The organism is Companilactobacillus sp. RD055328, from assembly GCF_022835675.1.
In the GTDB taxonomy this organism is placed as follows: Bacteria; Bacillota; Bacilli; order Lactobacillales; family Lactobacillaceae; genus BQUT01.
The window spans coordinates 947,142-968,403 of sequence record NZ_BQUT01000005.1 but is presented as its reverse complement, the minus strand read 5'-3'; the positions used below and the strand labels follow the sequence as shown (position 1 = coordinate 968,403).

The following is a 21,262-nucleotide window of genomic DNA, read 5'->3' as shown; positions in this document are numbered from 1 at the left end:
TTATGCCTCTTCTAATTCTGCATTTTTTTCTTTAGTAACTTGGTTTTTATCCCATGCTTTGAAGAATGGCCAGTAAATAGCTAATGATACTCCTATGTTAATTAGAACTAATACAATTGCTCGCCAGTCGAATCCAGTAGCCATGAAAGCTCCAATTGGTGCAGGTAAGGTCCATGGAACAAGAGCCACAGTTTTGTTAACAAGATTCATAATTGTTGCCAAATATGTAATAACCCCTTCAGCAAGTGGTGCAAGAATAAATGGAATTACAAAGTAAGGATTCAAAACAATTGGCAATCCAAACATAATAGGCTCATTAATGTTAAAGATACCTGGGATAATAGTAACTTTCCCCATTGTTTTACCAAGTGAAGATTTTGAAAAGAATGTTAATAAAATACAAATTGCTAATGTACTACCAGCACCACCGATATATACAAACCATTGGAAAAATTGTTCTGTCATAAAGTGAGGTACTGTGGCAGCTGTGGCACCATGAGAAATAGCTGTCATATTTGCAGTTAAGTTTGGATACCAGTATGGCCAGAAAATTGGAGTCGCAATAGCTGCCCCGTGAACACCAAATATCCAGAAAACAGAATTTACTAAAATAGGAACAACAACCGACCCAAAATTATCTTTGGCAAAATATCCCAATGGAGTAAACAATGTTTGTAATCCAGCATTTACATCGAAATTGGCTACTTCTTTAAGTAACCAAGCTGCAATGATTAATACTGCCGCTGGAATCAAAGCCACAAATGAGTTAGAAACAGCTGAAGGAACACCTTTCGGCATTTTAATAACAATATTTCTTTCTTTAAAGAAACGAATAACTTCAACTGTAATAATTGCGGCAAACATCGCAGTGAATAATCCTTTGGCACCAAAATTAGCTCCAGGGAATGCCGAACCAGCTAAAAGTCCTGTTGCTTTTGCACCAGCTGGAGTAATCGTACTTGGTGAAATAGCAAGGATTAAATAAACCATTGTTGCAACAGTACCACTAGAAATTTTGTCGAGCTTATATGTATTTGCTAAGCTTGCAGCAATTCCATAACAAGCATATAAAGACATAAACCCAATAGAAAAACTAACAGGAACTGCTAAAGCTTCTGTAAATGGTGCAATAAACTTTGTCCACGCTTCAATTGGTAGTTGAGAAATAATAGTAAAAAATGAACCTACAATTGAGACAGGAATAATAATTGACATACCGTCACGAATAGCTGTTAAATATCTGTTACCTGCTAAACTGGCCATTTTACCAGCCATTGCATCTGAATTAAATTTCATAATTTATATATCCTTTCAACTTATTAATTAAGTTCTGCTTGAATCAGTTCCAATAACTTTGGACCACCTAGTGGATTATATAAATCTCTAGGAATCATAATAAAGGGTACACCATGGTCTTTAGCTTCTGCTTCGATGGCATCTTTTCTATAAACTGCCTGCGGAGCTAATAATACGACATCGTATGATCCATTATTTAAATCATCACCAACTTCTTCAGTACCTGTTGCATCAACAACCGCAGTAATTCCATTTTTTTCTGCTTCATCTTTAATAGCTTCTGCAATCAATGAAGAACTCATACCACCACTACAAGAAAGTAAAACATTCATAGTAAAATCTCCTTTTTAATTAATTAAAAGCACAAACCCTAACTACATAATCACTACCATAGTCAAAGCCTTTGGTTAATAAGGTTACTTGTTGATTTAATGAATCATATTTGAACTTGATAGGTTCGTTAGTATCTAGCCAGTAAATTGAATGAGGTTCAGTAACGATGTTATCAAAAACTTTTTCTTGTTCTTCTTCACCACCGAGAACAACATTCTTATTACCAGCGATTTTCAAATCATGAATAAAAGCATATTTTAGATTAGAGACATTAGAGCGAACTATAAAGTCTTTTCCGTTTTGAGAGAGTACCTCAGAATTAAAAAAGGCTTCTTTCGTATATGAAATCCAATTACCAACCATCTTCATCATCTCATGTTGAAATGAGTTAATATTTCCTGAACCCTCTAATCCAATATTAATTAAAATATTAGCTTCTGCCTTTTTAGCACTCGTCAATGATTCAATTACTTCTCGCATAGAAATATAATCAAAATCATTAACAGCTGATCCCCAATGTTTATTCAAAGTTAGAGATATTTCTCCGGCATTATATTTGTCAGGAAGTATATTGTGGTTAACCTTATCAGGCATTCCACGTTCAAAAGTAACAACATCAATACCTGGATTGTCTAATTTGCCACGATTTTCAAGCCCAGTATTGTTTGTAATAATACTATTTGGTTGATTTTCTCGAATTACGTTAACTAATTCAGTCCATTCCCAATTGGCATTTGGTTTATCCCAAGCTCCATCAAACCAAAAGCCACCAATTTCTCCATAGTTTGTTGAAAGAATTTTAATCATTTTCCTCAAATTACTGAGATATTTCGAAAAATCATTATCGTAATCAGAATCGTGCCAATCGTATAATGCCATATAAATAAATAATTGAATATTTGATTTATGGCATTCATCTGATAATTCTTTAATAAAATCTCGATTTGATTGGGAGTGTACAGAATCATATTTGGTAATTCCTTGAGTATCAAACAAGCAAAATCCATCATGATGTTTTGCTGTAAATACAATATAGTTTGCACCCATATCTTTCGCAGCTTTCACTATTTCTTTTGCATTGAACTTATTAGCATCAAATTCTGTTGTTAGCGATTGATATTTTTGAACGGGAACATTGTGAATTTCTTGAACCCACTCACCGGCACCTATAATTGAATATAACCCCCAATGAATAAATAGTCCCAATCCATAATTTTCAAATCTTTTTACTCGTTCCTTATCCGTCAATATATTCATTATCACTCTCCATGTAACCGGTTACATTTATAATCTATTATATCTGTAATAAAATTACAAGATTTTTTTATTTTTTTTGTAAATAAAAAGAAGGGCTCTTTTAAATAAGCCCTTCTTCTACGCGTTAATTTAAATATATTGTCTAAAAATGTTATTCATTCTTGTAAATTCATTATGCCATTGCATCCCATCCTGGTAACACAATAGGTTCTTCATTAAATTGTTCAATTTCTTCATCAGTAAGATATTTTTTATTGATAACAACTTCGTAGACGAATTCTTCAAACCATTTATCATCCATTACAAAGTAACCTTTGTTCCCTACTTTTTCACCCCAAGAGTTTTCTACTTTCCATTTAGTAGGTTTTTCGTTATCAATATTAACTCCAGTTAGCACCATCGCATGACTAACTTCACCTTCACGGGTATCTAAACGATTAGCTTTGTTCATATTAGTGTCAATATCAAAAACAGCATCATAATTAAACAGTTCGCCAGCTAACACCCCTTCTTTGCGAAGTGATTGTGCTCCAACATCGTTGCCAAACCAGACTGTTTCGCCTGCTTGCATTTGCTTAATTGCTAGTTCTTTCAATCGCTCAATTGGCTTATTCAAGAACTTCTCATCGGTCATTCCAACGATATTACCTTGAGTTTCAATAGTGTATGTTTTATTGAATTCCTTGCCTTCTTGTGAAGTGTTCATAATTGATACATAATCATCAAGATTCATATCAAAGTATTTTTCAAAGAATGATTTTGGTGTAAGATTTTTTTCTTCAATTATCTTCTTGTCGTCATCACGAATCATCAAATCAAAATTCTGTACAGGTTCACCAAAGGCATATACACAAATACGATAAACCTCGCTCATATTCTCAGCAATAAAATTACTAATCTCTTCGTCATTAGCTTTGTTAGCTATTAAACTGCGTAATTCAATTCCTTTTTTTCTTAAGAATGTACTAATTACTGAACTGAATTCACTAGTGTTCTCTGAGTTATAAGTTTCTGGCATTACGTATGATGGAACTACACCATATTTTTTAACTAAATTAGCTGAGTATTGCCATTGTCCACCGTCATCATTAGCATACTGAAATACCAAAGCAACTTTGCGATCTGTTTTTGGTAAATGAGCTGTTTCAATTACATTCTTAAAGAAGAAGTTTGCTTTTTCTAGTCGGTCATAAAATGACAAGTAATTTTGTGATAATTCAAAATCTTTGACCTTATATTCTTTAGCAAACTCAGTACGAAGATTGGTTAGTGTTGAAAATAACCAACAACGTCCTGATCTTTTTTGATTACTAACACTTCCTGTTTCTAATTCTAAAGAAAATGTGTCATCTAAATGAGAGTCACTAAATTGTTGAGCAACTTTTTTCACTCCAAGATTATTAACTGCATTCTTCAAAACTTCGTTTTGAGCTGTTTGTTGTAAATCTGATTTGAATTTTGATAAGTTTTGGTTATTAATTTCTTTATTCATAGCATTACTCCATCTTTTACTATATATTAGAATACAATAAAAACATTTTCGGGGATAGTCATGACAACTCAAAACGTAAAAATTGCATACTTATATGAAGACTTAATGAACACTTACGGCGATAGTGGCGATATCAAGATACTGTCATACATTTTTAAACAACGTGGTTTCACAACTACTGTCGACACCATAAGTATTGACGATCAGTTCAATGCTTTTGATTATGACTTTGTTTTCTTTGGTGGCGGACAAGATTTTGAACAATCTGTTGTTGCTGTCGACCTACAACGTCACAAAAAAACATTATCTGAATATATCGAAGCTGATAAGCCAATGCTTGGTATCTGTGGTGGTTATCAACTTCTTGGTGAATATTATTTAACAAGTGCCGGTGAGAAGATACAAGGCCTAAATATTCTTCCGTTCCATACAGTATTTAAAGCTGATAGTCGTATGATTGGCGATACTAAATATGAAACAAAGTGGGGTACTGTTGAAGCTTTCGAAAACCATAGTGGCCGTACTTACTTCGATGACAAGGATAAACTTTCATTCTTCGGTAAGATGGTTGAAGGCTACGGAAATAATCCTGACGAAGGCCATGAAGGCATGATGTACAAGTCAACTATTGGTAGTTATTCTCATGGACCACTTCTCAAAAACATGAACATCGCTAATGCACTTGCTGATAAAATTCTAGAAAACAAAAAAGTTCAGGCATAAAGGTCTGAACTTTTTTGTTTAATAAATTCCTTAATAGTTATAGGCTGTCCTGGCACCCCTAAATCTTTAGCCAAAGAACTAATATATGGTTGTTTTAAACGTGCAACATTTAGAATTTCTTCATCCCAAAAAATTTCTTTTTTATTTGAATCAATAATCTTCTGACCATTAGCCATTACAATAATTCTATCAAAATTATTAACAACAAATTCCATATCATGAGTAATTGTAATTACAATCTTGTTCTTTTTAATTAAATAGTCAATTATTTTCTGTAATTTTTCAATCCCTATCTTATCCTGACCTGCCGTAGGTTCATCAAGTAAGAATACATTTGACTGCATTACTAATACAGATGCAATAGAAACAAATTTCCTTGTTGCATATGGTAGATCATATGGATTCTTCTTCAAATCATCGGTTAAACCACACAATTCTGCAGCTTCATAAACAATTTTTTTAAGAGAATTACCTTTTACTCCATTTTTTTTCGGTCCGAATGCTATTTCAGAATATACGTCATTATTAAAAATTTGATCATCTGGATTTTGAAAGACATAACTAACATCTTTAGAGACTTCAGCCGTTGTTTTATCTTTAATGTTAACTTTGTTAATAATTATATTCCCTTTAGACGGTTTATTAAGTCCATTAATAAGTTTTAACAACGTAGTTTTTCCGGCCCCATTTTGTCCAATTATAGCTACTTTTTCACCTAGATTAAATTCCATATTTATATTTTTTAGTGCTTCATAACCATTATCATATTCAAAAAAAACTGAATCGATTGAAATGAAATTCATATTAATCACCTTTTAATTTCGATATAGATTCCTTCTTTGTGACAGGTAATCCCTCAGTTTTTCCCATTTCTTTAAATAATTTAGTATAAACGGGAATTTCAACATCCGTATCTTTAATCCTTTCTGAAGAAAAAACAGACTGAGGTGTCCCATAAGCAATTACTTCACCCTCATTCATTGCAACAACATAATCAGAATACTCTGCCACTAATTCTATCTTGTTTTCTATTAACAATATTGTTTTATGCATTTTTTTTAGAGCAGAAATTATCATAAATATTTCTTCAGTTGATGCAGGATCTAACTGAGAAGTTGGTTCATCTATAATATAAATATCGGGATCCATAGCGAGTATACTGGCAAATGCCACTCTTTGCTTTTGCCCACCAGATAAATCCATCGGATTTCTGTCTTTTAATTCAGATAAGTTTGTTAGCCTTAGAATTTCACTTACTCTATCAATTATTCTTTCTTCAGCAATACCAATATTTTCCAAACCAAAAGCTATTTCTTCGAACACTGAATCAGTAGATCCTGTAATTTGTGTAAAAGGATTTTGAAAAATAAAACCTATTTTTTTAGAATACTCAGCTACATTTTCTTCATTAATAGAAATTACATTTTCATCAAAATAAAGTTTACCTCTCAAATCTCCTTGAAAATAAGCGGGAATAAACCCTCGAATAATTTCTGCAAGTGTTGTTTTGCCAGCCCCATTAGGGCCTATAATCGATGTTAATTTACCAGAATGCAACTCCAATGAGATATTCTTTAAGACATCGTTCTTTGCTATTAAGTACCTAAAACTAACACCTTCTAATCTTACATTCACCATATAAACACCTTCATTATTATTAAAATCAAAATAATCAATAAGCATATCCAAAAAATATTTTTATCGGATCTCTTTTTATAGATTTTATGCAAACTTGTCTTTGGACCTTTTATAGTAAAAGCCCTTGCTTCTAAAGTTAAAGCCTTTTCTTCCGTATTCAAAATAGAAGATAAAACTAGTGGTGTTACGCTTGGTATCAATGCCTTCAGTCTAGTTATAATATTCCCTGTAGTTTCTATACCTCTTGATTGTTGTGCTTCCATAATAGTATTCGACTGTTTTTTCATTTCAGGTATCATTTGTAATGAGGCTAACATCACATATGTTACCTTAGGATTTACTCCGGTATTCTTCAAATTCGCAACAATATCTTGGGTTGATGTTATTTCAAAAAACAATATTAAGGAGCTTCCTAGCGATAACATCCTTCCGCTCATGTATAGTCCTGAAACTATACCTTCAATTGATATCTTTAATGATGCTATTTGATATACATAGTGAAGATCATCCCCAACAATAAATAATGAACGCATAATTAACATAAATATAGCCAATATTAAAAGTGTATTCCTAATTATTCTTAAAAACCTAATACCAATACCATTATAAATAGAAATTATTGTTATCAATCCAAAAGTTATAAACCCAACGAATGGATTTTCAATTATAAAAGGACTCACTCCTATTGTTAAAAGTAATACTAATTTAGTGCTTGGATATAATGATTTAATTTTACTCATATAAGTCTTCCTTCTTAATGAACTTCATACCATTCTTCATTTTTGAAAGATATCTAATACTCATACTGGAAATAACCAACTTAACAATTATGACCGCTAAAAATTTATCAGCTAGTTCTTGTATTATTTGAACTGAGAAAACACTAACCATTATATTATTACCGGCAGCAAGCAAAACTCCCGTTGCAATAGATCCAGTAGTCCCAGTAGCTCCCGCAAATACAATAGCTGTTATAATTCCTGATGAAACGGCAGATACAACCGACAATACCAATCCTAAAATAAGTAATGTAAAAATGTTTTTGAAAAAGTTATTTCTTGCCAGAAACCCTGTTATCAAACCAATAAAAATAGACGTTGGCATATATGCTAGAAATATAGGATTAAAAATTCCATTAACTAAATTAGTTAATATACCTGTTGCCATTCCTACCCATGGGCCTGCAATTGCTCCGGCTAGGATTGTTCCTATAGAATCCAAAAAAATAGGTAGTCTCAACAGCTGACAAATTTGAAACCCCACTATATTAATAGCAACTGAGACAGGAATAAGTAATATGGCAAGTAATGTGAAATCTTTTTTTATTTTTTTCATCATTTTCTCTATCTAATATTCTTTATCCAACTCAAACATAGATTTTTTAATTAAATCTATTAGCAATTCATTCTTTAAACCAAACGAAACATGAACATTAGGTTCCTTACCTGTTGTTTGATTGTAATCAACCACAGTCATTCCTAACGACTGTCCTGCATCTCTATCTATCGAAACATATAATTTATACATTTTAAATATATCAGGATTATCTAGAAAAGCCATAGCACAAGGATCGTGCATATGAATTCCTTCTTCTTCACCCTCATTAAAAATTGGGACTGTATTACTCTTTTTAAAAAAGTTCAACAAGTCAGCAAATTTCTTAGACACATAGCCTGCTTTATCAAGGTCTTCAATATCTTTAGTGTAAAATTGTGCTTTCATTGTTGTATCTAATCCAAACATATAAACTGGTATTCCAGATTGCATAACAATTTCAGCCGCTTCTGGATCAACGTAAATGTTGAACTCAGCATTAGGTGTATAGTTTCCCCCAAATGCAGCGCCTCCCATAAATACAATCTGTTTAATGTTTGATTTTATTTCTGGATGCGAAAGCAACAAAATTGCAACATTCGTTAAAGGACCTGTAGCAACTATAGTGATTTTTTCTTTTGAATTAGAAATGATATTAAACATTGCATCATTAGCACTATCAGTAGTTTTAGGTATATCTTCATTAGATGGTAAAGTTGTACCGTCAATTCCAGTTTTGCCATGTACATAATCAGCAATAATCAAATCTCTTAACAAAGGTTTAGGAGCTCCTTTATAAACAGGAATATCTGTCCTTTTAAATAACTTTAATAGTGATCGAGCATTGTTAAATGTTCTTTCTTGTAATTGATTACCAGCAGCTGTAGTAATAGCTAATAAGTCAATATTTTTTGATTCAATTGCAATCGCTAACGCAACAGCGTCATCATGACCAGGGTCACAATCATAAATAACTTTTTCCATTTCTACACCTTTTATCTTCTTTCTTTACTATATATTGTTTTTTTGAATACAACAAAAATTACCATTGCAGCTAAGACAATTAGCCCACCAATTAAGAAAATGTTTGCATACGTTGATGTAGCACCCTTTGTGGTATTAACTATACTTCCACCACTAAAAGCATTATTTGCCATCATATTACCAAAAATTGAAACTCCAATTGATCCTGTCATTGCTTGGATTAAATCATTAAAACCAAGAACACGTCCAGATTCTTCTGCGGGTACAGTTTTCGCTGCAGTATCAACTATTGGAGAATAGAAAAATGCTGTCCCAAAGTAATAAATACATGGTGCAATTGCTAATGTCATAACTTTACCATACGGTATCAATACAGCTATTGCAATTAATCCTAGCCCCATAAATGTTAGGGCTCCAATAATTGAAGCTGTCTTGCCGATTTTTTTAATAATTGCTCCACTTACAAAACCAAGCACACACGCTAATAGTACAGACCATACCAATAAATTTGAAACTTCTGCAGAATCGATGTGGAATACATTCAAACCAATAGCATTAACTCCAGCATTCAATGTATAACTAAAGAAGTATCCAACAAATATAACAACCATAGTCATAACAAAAGCAGGATTCATAAAGAATTTTGGAGTAATAAATGGATCTTTAGCTTTATTGATGTATAGAACAAAAGAAATTAAGAATACCGCAGCACATATCAACCATATCCAATTCATATTTGTGAAGTACATGGTTAATGAACCTACAAATAAGGCAGCGATAACTAATCCGCTTACGTCAACACGAGTTCCTGACGCCTTCATATCTGGTAGAGTTTTTGACAAAGACGGAATAAATAAAAGTGAGATTAATGGAATTAAAAATAACCAACGCCAATCTAACTTCATAATATATCCAGCTGCTAAAACTCCAACGGCTGCTGACAACCTAAACACCGCAGTAAAAATACTATAATAAACCACTCTATTTTTACTCTCAATATATTTCGACACAAGGACTAAGAACACTGAACCCGGCACTTGACCACCTGCTGATTGTAGTATTCGTGCAATGATTACTGCCCAAATATTACCAGAAAACATAAACCCGATAATTGATCCAATTGCAAAAATACCAATACCAATTAATGTCATTCTTTTTAATGAAACGAAGTCTCCAAGTGAACCATAAATCACAGAAATCACTCCCAATACAATTCCTGGAAGCGATGTAATTAAAGATGAAAGAGCAGGTTGCCCTAACTCCTTTCCAATATTAACAAAAATCATACCAAAAGCTTGTTGCTCTAAAATACCAAAAATAAAAATAATAAGTACAAGCGGAATTGCTTTTTTTGCCATTTTATTCAGCTTCGCAAATTCCTCTGTACCTTCAGCGGGAATTACAATCCCGTTAGTGGCATTTTCTTTCTTCACCATAATAAATCTCCTTCTAAAAAGTTGCTAAATTAATATTTGTAAGCGCTTTTATTTTATGATAAATTAACATTAATTGTTATGTAGAAACAAACAATTATTAATCTAGAAAGTTGTGTGTTTAAACAATGATATACTTAAACAATCTATTAACCGCCATTGATAATGAATTGGAAAATTTAACCACAATAAATACTGAATATAGGGTTGTTTCCTCAATTACTATTATTGAAACGTTTAATTTTAATGATTGGGTTCAAGGTGGTGAAATAATTTTAATAGATAACAAAATCCTAGATAAAATAAACGTCAAACATTTAGAGTATTATTTTGGTATCTTTTCAGATAAAAAAATAGCAGCTCTGGCAACAAAGCCAACAGCTACTGATTATAAATTAAACGATAATGTTAAAAAATTTTCTATTCAATTTGATATTCCTATTTTAAAAATAAGAAACGACATAAATTACACCAAACTTATGAATGATGTAAACACAGTTCTATTTGATTCAAAAAGCAAAAGTAATTTAATCAAATATGAACTAACAAATATGCTTTTAAATAATGACAATCAAGGAGTTAATATATTATCAACATTAGCTGATATTGATTTAAACGACACCTTAATGAAAGAATATTCATTTGAATTTGATGATAGTGACCCTCAACTAAAACAATTTGAATTTATTCAAAATACCTACAAAAACTTAGAAATTTTTAAAAATCAAAATAGAATAAAATATCATTTCAATGTGAACTTAGGTAAAAAAATAATCTACTTTATATTCTTTTCCAAAAATCAACTAGAAAATAAATCTTCAGAACAAGATGTGAATTCATTATTTAACGATATTTTAAAATCATTTTTAATCAGAAATATAACTATTTATGGGTCAACTATTAATGCCGGCAATCCAAATGATTCTTATTACAATTTTATTCAAGTATCAAAATTGTCAGAATATATGAAATCTCATAAATATAAAAATTACTTACCCTCAGTTTTAGAAATACTATTTTTAGATTTATCTAATAATGTTAATGTTGATAGTTATGCGTATGAGTATATCATTAAAACAAAACACAAATTAATAACTAACAATTTATTTAATTTTTTAATAGTTTATTTTAAAAATAACGAATCCGTTAAAGATACTGCTAAAGAACTTTTTATCCACGAAAATACTCTCAGATACAACTTAAAAAAAATTACAAGATTGACTGGGTTAGAAATAAATAACTCTAGAGACAAATTAGCTTTACTACTGTCTGTTGAATTGTATAATTAAAAAGCCACTTTTCACTAACCTTGCGTAATATCTTTTATCACCAGTTAAACACAACTAATTGGTGATGGATTAATGAATCCAATCTTCCTTATAATAAAAAAGCATTCACGTTTAACTCCCGTGAATGCTTTTTTTATTTATCTAAGAATTTATTAGTTCTTAAAATTGCCATAGCAATTAATGGTACCAAGATAATCGCAGCAATCATTTCTGGAATACCATTAGCACCAACAATACCCATTAATACTCCGTTTAAAGCTCCGGTACTAACTTTATAAGTGCTAGCAAGTAATCCTTCGTACATTATTCTCATCAATGCTAATACCAAAACAGTATTAGTTATCGAGCCAACAGCACCTGCAGCTCCCATTGCAAAGATTTTGTTCGAATATTTTTTCAATCCTCGATATGTCCAGCCCGCAAATAATCCAACCAAAATTCTTGGTAATATTGAAATAATCGGATTAACAAAAACAATTGGATCTAGTGGTGATGTGGGGGCAGTAGCTGCTCTAATCACAGTCGCAATTCCCCAAATCAATCCAATCAAAGCCCCATCAGCCGGGCCTAAAACTATTGCCGCTATAATTACTGTAATATGAATAATTGTGACATTTACAAATCCTAACGGTAAATAACCTAGCAAAGGGACTAAAGATTGAACAATAATAATTGCGATTAATATTCCACGAATAGCGATTTTATATGATTTTGATTTGTCCATCAGTAATCTCCTTTTAAATTTATCTTCAATCTTACCAAATTTCACTAAACTCTACCATCTATCTAATGATAAACTTAATTGCTTTACTTATTAGCTCAGTTTGATAATCTATTTAAATTGAATAAACGAGGATTAATATATGAAATCATTTAATGTACGGTTTGCGGTACTCATCTTAATTGCTTTTACTCTTGGTTGTAGTGAATTCCTAATTGTTGGTATTCTTAACGACCTTGCTCTCGAATTTTCTAAGCCTGTTTCTACTATTGGACTATTAGTAACTATTTTTGCTTTTGTTTACGCAATTTGTACGCCTTTAATCACAATGTTAATTAGCAAGTTCAAATATTATCATGCAATGATTGTTCTTTTGTTAATTTATATCCTCGGCAACATTTTAAGCGCCACTTCAATTAACTATTCAATGCTTGTGATTTCACGTGTCATCACTGCCGCTGTTTCTGGATCTTTGATTTCAATTGCTCTTACTTACGGAAACGCAATTTCCACTCCGCAAAAAAGGCCCGTAGTTATTGCCTGGATTTTTTCTGGGTTTAGCATCGCAACAGTAGTGGGAGTTCCTGTTGGTACTTATATCAGTACAATCTCTAGTTGGCATATTGCTTTTTGGGTGATTATTGCTTTATCAACTGTGACCTTAACCTTAGCTATTCTATCCTTGCCTCAGGATTTGAAATCTGCTCCTTCAAAAAATGGTAGTAATCAGTTGGCTATCTTCAAAGATAAAAGAATCATTATTGGATTATTAATTCCAGTTTTTGTAGCTTCTGCCACACACGTTTTCAATACTTTCATGGCACCTATTTTTACCAGACTCATCGATTTTAATAACATGGAATTAAGTTTTATTCTATTCATAATTGGAGTTATCTCTATAATAAGTAGTCAATTAGCAGCAGTCGTTGCTACTCATGGTGGATTGAAATTATTTCCTTATATTTTAACCGCAGAAATTATCTTGTTTATGCTCATGCCGTTTTCGTATCATAATTCTGTTTTCAGTGTCGGTGTAATATTAACTTTTGAATTAGTTACCGGATTGTTAGGTGCCTCAATTACCGTTCATTTCTTCGACGTTGCTGAAGAATCTTATCCTCAATCAATGGTCTTAGCTGCATCATTTAATCCTGTGTTCTTTAACCTAGGTATCTCAATTGGATCGGCAACAGGTAGCCTAATTGTTAGCAACTTAGGACTTACAAGCATCGGTTTTGGTAGCACAATCTATGCGGTAATTTCATTAATCGCAGTAATTATCTTAAATAAAATACTAAATACACACAAAAAAGCATAGTGAGCGCTATGCTTTTTTATTTTCTCTTATAGTTGTAAAATATTTTGACTTAGTTAAATATTGGAGATTCTTACATGACAACAATCACAACAGATAGATTAATATTACGACCAATTGAAAATTCAGATAAACCTGAACTAAAACAACTGGTATATGATAAAACAGCCATGGCTTACGTCAGATATAGGATGATTAACACAGATGAAGATTTTGATGAGGCTTTTCAAAATCATTTTTTAAATAACTCAGAAGTTTTTGCAATCGCTGAAAAACAAACCAACGAACTTATTGGATTTTTTGAATTTCATTTCGATAGCGATGAGCCAAATATAACTTATGCCCTTAGACAAGTAGCATGGGGAAAAGGTTACGCATCTGAAGCCGGAATCCCCCTAATTAAATACGCCTTTGAAAATTTACAAGTTACGCAATTATACGGATACCATGCCGAAAACAATCCTAATTCAGGAAAAGTAATGCAAAAAATGGGTATGCACTTTGTAGAGAAGTGGGATGAAACTTCATCAGTAGATGGAACTTTCATGACCGTGTATAAGTACAAAATAGAAAAACCTGATAAATAGACCTATTTTTACGCAACAATAGCCTTACATTTATGTCCCAAACCGTTGTCCTCCTAGCTAGCAAACACTTAGTTGCTTACAACCGAGATTTAGTTACGTCATACTAAGTATAAATCTATGGAGGATATTGAAATAACTTAATATGATTAAAAAATTCACTATTGTTTTTAACGTTGTTATAGGTATTATGCTCTGCTTTTTTTCATTAACTGATAATTGCGATTTATTACATAAATTGTCTGACCTTTTAGTTGGGATATTACTTTTATTTCTTGCACATGATATTTATAGACGTCCTTAATAGACTAGTCCCACTATTCAGTGGGCTTTTTATTTGTTATTAATATTGAAATAATTTTAATTTTCATTCATTATTAATAACTATATAAAGGGGAAACCGTATGCAAAAAGATTATAACTTCTCAGCATCTGAATTCAGAGAAAAAATTAGAGCTGACTTAAAATTAAAAGCTAGTGATTCAGTTATTTTAATGTGTGCCATTTTAATTGCCTCAATTGGTTTAAATATGAACTCAATTCCGGTGATCATTGGTGCTATGTTAATATCCCCGTTGATGACTCCACTTTTAGGGATTGGTTATGGACTATCAACGTTTGATTCTTCAACTTTGCGTAAAGCATTAAGTCTATTAGGAGTCGAAGTTTTTTTCAGCTTAATAGTTTCTTCGTTGTATTTCGCCATCTCACCTATCACTTACGCAAGTAGTGAGATCATCGCGAGAACTTACCCTACTATCTGGGACGTAATCATTGCCTTTGCTGGTGGATTAGCCGGAATTATCGGTGCCAGACAAAAAGGTAGTAATAACATTGTCCCTGGCGTTGCTATTGCCACCGCATTAATGCCACCAGTTTGTACGATTGGATATTCTATTGCCACAAGAAACTTGTCATATTTTCTAGGATCTTCTTACTTATTTATTATTAACTGTGCTTTCATCGTTACCGCCACATTTATCGGGGTTAGATTCATGCGCTTTCCCCTACATCAAAAAATCAGTGCCGACGAAAACAAAAAATTAACAAAGCTTCTTGTTATTATCAGCTTATTAATTGTTATTCCAAGTGTTTTCTCCGCATCAAATTTGGTACAAGAAAGCATTCGTACTACAGCAATTAATCAATTGATAGACAATGATTTCTCAGATTATATTGTCTTAAATCAAAAATATAATGAAGATAAAAAATCACTTACACTCACAGTATCCGGTGAACGCCTTTCAAAAAAGGAAATATCAAAAATTGAAAATGATTTACCTGAGTTTGGATTAAAAGATACTAAGTTGACTATCAAACAGTTACCTAACTTAAATGAGTTAGATAGTCGTGATGCCACTAAATACATTGATCAGTATATTGACAACAAGCTTGAAAAAGAAACAAATAAACAAACAAAGAATTCCGACTCCGATAAAAAAGATACAAAGAAGTAGGCTAGTCATTCGACTAGTCTTTTTGTATGCTATTAATGCGAAATATAAGAGGTATGTAATGGAAATTTCAGAGAACTTAAAAAAGTATCGTAAAAAATCAAAACTCACACAAGAATTCGTTGCTGAACACTTACACGTAACTAGACAAACTATTTCCCAATGGGAAATCGGTAAAATCACTCCCAATCTTGATATCTTAAGCGAACTAAGTGAGCTATATCATTGTGATATTCAACAATTAATTTTGACACCTAAGATTAAGACAACTTCAAGATTACCAAAATCCAAAAATATTGTTCCTGAGAGAAACGATGAGAGTTTTTTTCTACTTTTACTTGCATGTATACAATTTCTGGTCGCTCCTTTAGGTCTTGTTATAGTTCCGTTTTTATTACTTAAAAATAAAAAAAATAACACGTTTTATAAATTAATAAATATAATCTGTATCTGTGCTATTTTGTATAATTGTTTTGTTATATATATTTTTATTACTGAATTTTTAGGATTTAGTACGATTTCAATTATTTAACTACCAATTTATTATCTATAATTGATTAAGTACTACGTAATAAATAATTTACATTCAGTATTTTTACAATGCCCATAAGACACATATAGCAACGGTTATTCACGTTGTTAGTTTCGCAACAATAAAAGCAATCAATTATTTCTTTTATTTTTAACGTTCTTTATCTAATAATATGAAAGTGATGCCACGTAAATTAATATAGATGAGGAACTTAACATGAAAAAATACTTTTTAATATTGAATTGTCTAACTTTAATAACAGTAAATTATGTAGTTACACTTTTCAAACCAATCACTACTTTTCAAACTGTGATGCAATTCGCTGCTCTTATTTGCACCTTAATAACTTTTGTTTCGTTTAATAAACTAATTATTAAAGATTTAAATATTAAAACTTTATCATCAATTTATATAATATTACCTATCATAATAATTATTATTGCCGCTCTTATACCTTTAATTGTCATTATGAAATAGGCTCTAGCCAAACAAAAAAGGTCGCCATCTGGCGACCTTTTTTGTTATCCATTTTGCGCTGCATCTACCGCTTTGATCAAAGCATTTCTAAATCCATTTTCTTCTAATGCCGCAACTCCTCGAATAGTGCTACCACCGGGACTTGTTACTTGATCTTTTAATTCAGCAACATGACCGTTGTGTTGTTGAGCAAGCTTAGCTGAACCAATCAACATTTGAATAACCGCATCATACGACAATTGTCTAGGTAATCCATTTAACACACCTGCATCACTTAGTGCTTCTATTAATACATCAATAAACGCGGGTGAACATCCAGCAACTGTACCAAAAATTCCTAATTGTGATTCTGGAACTTCAATCAATTGTCCCATTTTCTCAAAAACCGATTTCACAATGTCGCGTTGTTCTTGCGTAAATTCTTCAGCATAAGAAATTCCTGTCACACCTTCACCAATACTTACTGGAGTATTCGGAATAGCGAGAGCAACCGAATAGTTAGGAAGGTAATTATGCATAAATTCAATAGTTGATCCACCCGAAACTGACACTACTGGTTGGTCTTTTACTATCTTCTTCAATTCTGAGAAAACACCATCTAAAGCTGGGCTACCAACTGCCACAATAATTATATCTGTTACTTTAAGTTCATCGTAATTAGTTATTAAATTAAATTGCAACTCTTTTTGTAATTCTTGCGCGCGATTTGAATGCCCACCTTTAACTAATACGTCTTCAGGGTCCACACCAGAATTAATTAACCCTTTAATCATAGCTCCGCCGATACTACCGGCACCAATAAATCCGACTTTCATCACTTGCTCCTAACTTACCTTTTTTATTACTATAAACTATTACTCGTAATTGTGGTATTATTCAACTTGTAAATACAATTAAAAGGAGTAACTTTATGATTTCATATCCTCAGGTTCTCACAATTGCTGGTTCTGACTGTGATGGAAGCGCCGGAGCACAGGCTGACTTAAAAACTTTCATGGCACGCGATACCTACGGTATGTCGGTACTAACTGCAGCTGTTGCTGGTAATTCTTATCAAATATCTGCCAGCCATGTAATGCCCGTTGAATTTATCAACGCTCAATGTGCTGCCTTAGCTGAAGATTTTACAATTTCAGCTTTTAAAACTGGAATGTTAGCTGACACAGCTACTATTGAATCAGTTGTCGAAAATATTCAAAAGTATGATTTCGGTTTCTTTGTATTAGATCCTGTTATCATCACTAAACACGGTAATATGTTATTAGAGGAATCTGCTTATCAAACACTTGTAAATCAACTGCTTCCATTAGCCGATATGATTACTCCTAATTTCTTTGAAGCTCAAAAATTAGCTGACATGAAAATAACTAACGATGAAGATATGTTAATCGCTGCCAAGAAGTTGCAAGCTATGGGAGTTAAGAACGTCCTACTAAAAGGTAGTCATAATGACGACTCACAAACTGAGGTCCGTGACTTACTTCTATTAGAAAATGGCGAAACAACTTGGCTTTCTGAAGGATACATTAAAACAGATCGCGTTAATGGAACCGGCGATACTTTAGCAGCTTGTATCGTGTCAGAAATTGCTAAAGGTAATTCAATTGCTGATAGTGTTGCTACTGCTAAAAAATTCACACATGCAGCCATTAAAAATGAAATAGCTGTTGGTCATAAGTTTGGTCCAATTAACCATTTTGTAAAATTATAATCACATCTTCAGCAATGAGTATAAACTCATTGCTTTTTTTATTATTTTAAACAAGCATATATATGAAGAAAACATCAGATTTTCGCGCATAAAGTTAACGATGAAAACTTATTTTTGTACACGTTTACATACCTTTTGTGGTCGAACTTCGTCGAATTCTTTTTTTTACTGTATAAATTCTGTTAACCCCTTGATTATATACATTGTCACTCGTAAACTTACTATTGAAAGTATAAAAAAGGAGGATATAAATAATGTTTGGTCTTGGACTTAGCATTCTCAATTTGGCTCGTTTCCAATTTGCGATGACAACGATTTTCCATTTCTTCTTTGTTCCGTTTTCAATCGGAATGGGATTCATCATCGCTATCATGGAAACACTGTATGTAGTCAAAAAAGATGATGTTTATAAAAAGATGACAAAATTTTGGGGAAAAATCTTCCTACTTAGTTTTGCTGTCGGTATTGTTACTGGTATTATTCAAGAATTCCAATTCGGTATGAATTGGTCAAATTATTCACGTTTTATGGGGGATATTTTTGGGGCTCCTTTAGCCATTGAAGCTTTATTAGCTTTCTTTATGGAATCTGTTTTTATAGGTTTATGGATGTTTACTTGGGATCGTGTGAAACCAGGTCTTCATTTATCATTTATCTGGCTAACATCAATTGGAACAATGTTATCAGCTATTTGGATTTTAGCTGCTAATAGTTTTATGCAACATCCAACTGGTTACGCTATTAATACAGTTACCCAAAGAGTTAAGCTACTAGATTTCTCAGCAGTTCTTAAAAATCCACAATTATGGAATGTCTTTCCGCATTTGATTATTGCGGCTTTTGCTACAGCAGCTTTTGTAATCGCTGGTATGAGTGCATGGGGAATCTTGAAGAAACAAGAAGTTCCTTTCTATAAGAAATCAATGCGCGTTGCTATGTGGGTTGCTATGTTTGCTTCAGCAATCACTTTAATAACTGGTGATCTTCAGATGCAACAAGTTATCAAAGATCAACCAATGAAATTCGCTGCTACAGAAGGTATCTACGAAGATACCAGTGACCCTGCACCTTGGGCTATTGTACAAACAATAGACTCAAAGAATCATAAAGTTGGCGCAAAAATTGAAGTTCCTTACGTATTAAGTATTCTTACTTATCACAAACCATCAGGTTCAGTTAAAGGTATGAATACTATTAATAAAGAACTACACGAAAAGTTTGATGCTAAGTTTGGTCACAAAATAAAAGACTACTACGTACCACCAAAGACTCTATTCTGGAGTTTCCGTGTTATGACTGGAATTGGTTCTCTATTCTTCTTACTATCAATTCTAGGTCTATACTTCAACCGTAAAAAAACTGATAATGTTGAAACTAAACGTTGGTGGCTTTACGTTCTTGGATTCACTATCTGGCTTCCATTTATTGGTAATACAGCTGGTTGGTTAGTTACCGAACTAGGCAGATATCCTTGGATTGTTTACGGATTGTATACAATTGCCGATGCAGTTTCACCAACATCAACTGCCGGTCAATTACTATTTAGTAACATTCTTTACTTCTCACTCTTCACTTTACTAGGTGGCGTGATGATTTGGTATTCTAAGAAAACTCTTAATCACGGACCAAGTTTTGATGGAGAATCTGAGACTTTGAATGTTGATCCTTTAAATAAGGAGGCATTTAAATAATGACAGCCTTACAACTATTATGGTTCATTCTGATTTGTGTATTATTCGTAGGTTTCTTCTTCTTAGAAGGATTCGACTACGGAGTCGGAATGTCAACTCGCTTAATCGCAAAAAACCAAGAAGAAAGATTGGCTTTAATGTCATCAATCGGACCTCATTGGGACGGTAATGAAACTTGGTTAGTAACTGCTGGTGGAGCAATGTTTGCTTCACTACCAATGTGGTATGCTTCACTATTTTCAGGCTACTATATTCTTTTACTACTATTTTTAACTGCTTTAATTTTGCGTGGTGTTTCATTCGAATTCACTGCTCACGCTGAAACAAAAAGAGGCAAAAACTTCTGGTTATGGATGTTATTTATCGGAAGTACAGCTGCTCCTTTCTTACTATGCATGATGTTCTTAAGCATGGTTCAAGGCGTTACAATGGACGCGCAAGGTAATGCTTTTGTTACTTTTAGTCAAGTTGTTAATCCTCTATCAATTGTTGGAGGAGTTGCCGGTACCTTATTATCACTTGTGCACGGACTTAACTTTATCCGTCTAAAAACTACCGGTGTTTTAAGAAAACGCGCTTTAGATTTAAATAAAATTCTTTATCCCGTACTATTCGCTGGTGAAGTTGTTTTTGCAGTATTGGTTTACTTCCAAACAGACTTCTTCACTGAAAGATTCGTATCTTCATTAATTATCACATTATTGATAGTAGTATCGAGTCTACTAGGATACTTCGGAACATTGAAAAATAAAGAAGGAATATCTCTTATTGGCAGTGGTTTGTCATTAGCTTTTGTCGTGATCTTACTATTCAATGGTTTGTTCCCACGTGTTATGATAGCTACAAACCCTGCACACAGTATCTTAATTAAAGATGCTGCTGCCTCACCTTATACATTAACTATTATGACAGTTGTAACCTGTGTATTATTACCAATTATGTTGGGATACTTCATTTGGTCATACTACATTTTTAGAAAACGTGTAAGTACTGAAGGCGAAAATAAATATTAGAAAGC

The 21,262-nt window shown here is 32.6% G+C and carries 21 protein-coding genes; 9 read left to right on the top strand and 12 right to left on the bottom strand.

All coding sequences use genetic code 11. From position 1 onward, the window contains the following. The 4 genes from RD055328_RS07070 to RD055328_RS07055 form a co-directional block, all read right to left on the bottom strand. A complete protein-coding gene (locus RD055328_RS07070; protein WP_244088091.1) occupies positions 1-1,296 on the bottom strand; it encodes a PTS sugar transporter subunit IIC in 1,296 nt (431 codons plus the stop codon). A 23-nt stretch (positions 1,297-1,319) separates the two neighbouring features. After that, a complete protein-coding gene (locus RD055328_RS07065) occupies positions 1,320-1,628 on the bottom strand; it encodes a PTS sugar transporter subunit IIB (RefSeq protein ID WP_244088090.1) in 309 nt (102 codons plus the stop codon). Positions 1,629-1,647: 19 nt separating this feature from the next. Continuing rightward, on the bottom strand, positions 1,648-2,886 hold the full coding sequence (locus tag RD055328_RS07060) for an alpha-L-fucosidase (RefSeq protein WP_244088089.1): 1,239 nt from the start codon (positions 2,884-2,886) through the stop codon (positions 1,648-1,650). 172 nt (positions 2,887-3,058) lie between these two features. After that, positions 3,059-4,378 (bottom strand): C1 family peptidase, encoded by a 1,320-nt coding sequence (locus RD055328_RS07055; protein ID WP_244088088.1) that lies wholly within the window; start codon positions 4,376-4,378, stop codon positions 3,059-3,061. 60 nt (positions 4,379-4,438) lie between these two features. On the opposite strand from RD055328_RS07055, the gene RD055328_RS07050 reads away from it, so the two are divergent. Further along, a complete protein-coding gene (locus RD055328_RS07050) occupies positions 4,439-5,101 on the top strand; it encodes a type 1 glutamine amidotransferase (RefSeq protein ID WP_244088087.1) in 663 nt (220 codons plus the stop codon). Here RD055328_RS07050 and RD055328_RS07045 read toward each other — a convergent pair. Genes RD055328_RS07045 through RD055328_RS07020 form a run of 6 tightly spaced genes read right to left on the bottom strand, consistent with a single transcriptional unit; the run spans position 5,092 to position 10,473 of the window. Beyond that, positions 5,092-5,904, bottom strand: coding sequence for an energy-coupling factor ABC transporter ATP-binding protein (locus tag RD055328_RS07045; protein ID WP_244088086.1), 813 nt, complete (start codon positions 5,902-5,904; stop codon positions 5,092-5,094). The two genes, RD055328_RS07050 and RD055328_RS07045, sit on opposite strands and share 10 nt — an antisense overlap. A 1-nt stretch (position 5,905) precedes the next feature. Continuing rightward, the gene (locus RD055328_RS07040) at positions 5,906-6,739 is read right to left on the bottom strand and encodes an energy-coupling factor ABC transporter ATP-binding protein (RefSeq protein WP_244088085.1); all 834 of its coding nucleotides are present in this window, start codon (positions 6,737-6,739) and stop codon (positions 5,906-5,908) included. Beyond that, a complete protein-coding gene (locus tag RD055328_RS07035) occupies positions 6,733-7,479 on the bottom strand; it encodes an energy-coupling factor transporter transmembrane component T (protein WP_244088084.1) in 747 nt (248 codons plus the stop codon). Before RD055328_RS07035 ends, RD055328_RS07040 begins: the two co-directional genes overlap by 7 nt. Further along, positions 7,472-8,074 (bottom strand): ECF transporter S component, encoded by a 603-nt coding sequence (locus RD055328_RS07030; RefSeq protein ID WP_244088083.1) that lies wholly within the window; start codon positions 8,072-8,074, stop codon positions 7,472-7,474. Before RD055328_RS07030 ends, RD055328_RS07035 begins: the two co-directional genes overlap by 8 nt. 12 nt (positions 8,075-8,086) lie before the next feature. Next, the gene (locus tag RD055328_RS07025) at positions 8,087-9,037 is read right to left on the bottom strand and encodes a nucleoside hydrolase (protein WP_244088082.1); all 951 of its coding nucleotides are present in this window, start codon (positions 9,035-9,037) and stop codon (positions 8,087-8,089) included. A gap of 11 nt (positions 9,038-9,048) precedes the next feature. Next, the gene (locus RD055328_RS07020; protein ID WP_244088081.1) at positions 9,049-10,473 is read right to left on the bottom strand and encodes an MFS transporter; all 1,425 of its coding nucleotides are present in this window, start codon (positions 10,471-10,473) and stop codon (positions 9,049-9,051) included. Between the two features lie 125 nt (positions 10,474-10,598). Here RD055328_RS07020 and RD055328_RS07015 point away from each other — a divergent pair, with 125 nt between their 5' ends. Further along, complete coding sequence (locus RD055328_RS07015) at positions 10,599-11,759, top strand: PucR family transcriptional regulator (protein WP_244088080.1); 1,161 nt, start codon at positions 10,599-10,601, stop codon at positions 11,757-11,759. A 133-nt stretch (positions 11,760-11,892) separates the two neighbouring features. Here RD055328_RS07015 and RD055328_RS07010 read toward each other — a convergent pair whose 3' ends face one another. Then, positions 11,893-12,483, bottom strand: coding sequence for an ECF transporter S component (locus RD055328_RS07010; protein ID WP_375708072.1), 591 nt, complete (start codon positions 12,481-12,483; stop codon positions 11,893-11,895). 139 nt (positions 12,484-12,622) lie between these two features. On the opposite strand from RD055328_RS07010, the gene RD055328_RS07005 reads away from it, so the two are divergent. The 4 genes from RD055328_RS07005 to RD055328_RS06990 all read left to right on the top strand — a co-directional run bounded on the left by RD055328_RS07005 (position 12,623) and on the right by RD055328_RS06990 (position 16,365). Then, complete coding sequence (locus RD055328_RS07005; protein ID WP_244088079.1) at positions 12,623-13,798, top strand: MFS transporter; 1,176 nt, start codon at positions 12,623-12,625, stop codon at positions 13,796-13,798. 74 nt (positions 13,799-13,872) lie between these two features. Then, positions 13,873-14,382, top strand: a complete 510-nt coding sequence (locus RD055328_RS07000; protein ID WP_244088078.1) for a GNAT family N-acetyltransferase — start codon at positions 13,873-13,875, stop codon at positions 14,380-14,382. Positions 14,383-14,783: 401 nt separating this feature from the next. Then, positions 14,784-15,836 (top strand): DUF389 domain-containing protein, encoded by a 1,053-nt coding sequence (locus RD055328_RS06995; RefSeq protein WP_244088077.1) that lies wholly within the window; start codon positions 14,784-14,786, stop codon positions 15,834-15,836. A 58-nt stretch (positions 15,837-15,894) separates the two neighbouring features. Beyond that, positions 15,895-16,365: a helix-turn-helix domain-containing protein gene (locus tag RD055328_RS06990; protein WP_244088076.1), complete on the top strand. Its 471-nt coding sequence runs from the start codon at positions 15,895-15,897 to the stop codon at positions 16,363-16,365. Between the two features lie 521 nt (positions 16,366-16,886). On the opposite strand, the gene proC is transcribed toward RD055328_RS06990, so the two are convergent. Further along, a complete protein-coding gene (gene proC, locus RD055328_RS06985; protein WP_244088075.1) occupies positions 16,887-17,657 on the bottom strand; it encodes a pyrroline-5-carboxylate reductase in 771 nt (256 codons plus the stop codon). A 95-nt stretch (positions 17,658-17,752) separates the two neighbouring features. Between proC and thiD the strand changes: the two genes are divergently transcribed. The 3 genes from thiD to cydB all read left to right on the top strand — a co-directional run bounded on the left by thiD (position 17,753) and on the right by cydB (position 21,257). After that, the gene (gene thiD, locus RD055328_RS06980; protein ID WP_244088074.1) at positions 17,753-18,553 is read left to right on the top strand and encodes a bifunctional hydroxymethylpyrimidine kinase/phosphomethylpyrimidine kinase; all 801 of its coding nucleotides are present in this window, start codon (positions 17,753-17,755) and stop codon (positions 18,551-18,553) included. Positions 18,554-18,807: 254 nt separating this feature from the next. Continuing rightward, positions 18,808-20,244: a cytochrome ubiquinol oxidase subunit I gene (locus RD055328_RS06975; RefSeq protein WP_244088073.1), complete on the top strand. Its 1,437-nt coding sequence runs from the start codon at positions 18,808-18,810 to the stop codon at positions 20,242-20,244. After that, complete coding sequence (gene cydB / locus RD055328_RS06970; RefSeq protein WP_244088072.1) at positions 20,244-21,257, top strand: cytochrome d ubiquinol oxidase subunit II; 1,014 nt, start codon at positions 20,244-20,246, stop codon at positions 21,255-21,257. Before RD055328_RS06975 ends, cydB begins: the two co-directional genes overlap by 1 nt. Positions 21,258-21,262 lie beyond the last annotated feature (5 nt).

Coding starts and splice junctions, on each gene's coding strand:
- RD055328_RS07070 (WP_244088091.1), bottom strand. CDS start 1,296: ATGAAATTTAATTCAGATGCAATGGCTGGTAAAATGGCCAGTTTAGCA.
- RD055328_RS07065 (WP_244088090.1), bottom strand. CDS start 1,628: ATGAATGTTTTACTTTCTTGTAGTGGTGGTATGAGTTCTTCATTGATT.
- RD055328_RS07060 (WP_244088089.1), bottom strand. CDS start 2,886: ATGAATATATTGACGGATAAGGAACGAGTAAAAAGATTTGAAAATTAT.
- RD055328_RS07055 (WP_244088088.1), bottom strand. CDS start 4,378: ATGAATAAAGAAATTAATAACCAAAACTTATCAAAATTCAAATCAGAT.
- RD055328_RS07050 (WP_244088087.1), top strand. CDS start 4,439: ATGACAACTCAAAACGTAAAAATTGCATACTTATATGAAGACTTAATG.
- RD055328_RS07045 (WP_244088086.1), bottom strand. CDS start 5,904: ATGAATTTCATTTCAATCGATTCAGTTTTTTTTGAATATGATAATGGT.
- RD055328_RS07040 (WP_244088085.1), bottom strand. CDS start 6,739: ATGGTGAATGTAAGATTAGAAGGTGTTAGTTTTAGGTACTTAATAGCA.
- RD055328_RS07035 (WP_244088084.1), bottom strand. CDS start 7,479: ATGAGTAAAATTAAATCATTATATCCAAGCACTAAATTAGTATTACTT.
- RD055328_RS07030 (WP_244088083.1), bottom strand. CDS start 8,074: ATGAAAAAAATAAAAAAAGATTTCACATTACTTGCCATATTACTTATT.
- RD055328_RS07025 (WP_244088082.1), bottom strand. CDS start 9,037: ATGGAAAAAGTTATTTATGATTGTGACCCTGGTCATGATGACGCTGTT.
- RD055328_RS07020 (WP_244088081.1), bottom strand. CDS start 10,473: ATGGTGAAGAAAGAAAATGCCACTAACGGGATTGTAATTCCCGCTGAA.
- RD055328_RS07015 (WP_244088080.1), top strand. CDS start 10,599: ATGATATACTTAAACAATCTATTAACCGCCATTGATAATGAATTGGAA.
- RD055328_RS07010 (WP_375708072.1), bottom strand. CDS start 12,483: ATGGACAAATCAAAATCATATAAAATCGCTATTCGTGGAATATTAATC.
- RD055328_RS07005 (WP_244088079.1), top strand. CDS start 12,623: ATGAAATCATTTAATGTACGGTTTGCGGTACTCATCTTAATTGCTTTT.
- RD055328_RS07000 (WP_244088078.1), top strand. CDS start 13,873: ATGACAACAATCACAACAGATAGATTAATATTACGACCAATTGAAAAT.
- RD055328_RS06995 (WP_244088077.1), top strand. CDS start 14,784: ATGCAAAAAGATTATAACTTCTCAGCATCTGAATTCAGAGAAAAAATT.
- RD055328_RS06990 (WP_244088076.1), top strand. CDS start 15,895: ATGGAAATTTCAGAGAACTTAAAAAAGTATCGTAAAAAATCAAAACTC.
- proC (WP_244088075.1), bottom strand. CDS start 17,657: ATGAAAGTCGGATTTATTGGTGCCGGTAGTATCGGCGGAGCTATGATT.
- thiD (WP_244088074.1), top strand. CDS start 17,753: ATGATTTCATATCCTCAGGTTCTCACAATTGCTGGTTCTGACTGTGAT.
- RD055328_RS06975 (WP_244088073.1), top strand. CDS start 18,808: ATGTTTGGTCTTGGACTTAGCATTCTCAATTTGGCTCGTTTCCAATTT.
- cydB (WP_244088072.1), top strand. CDS start 20,244: ATGACAGCCTTACAACTATTATGGTTCATTCTGATTTGTGTATTATTC.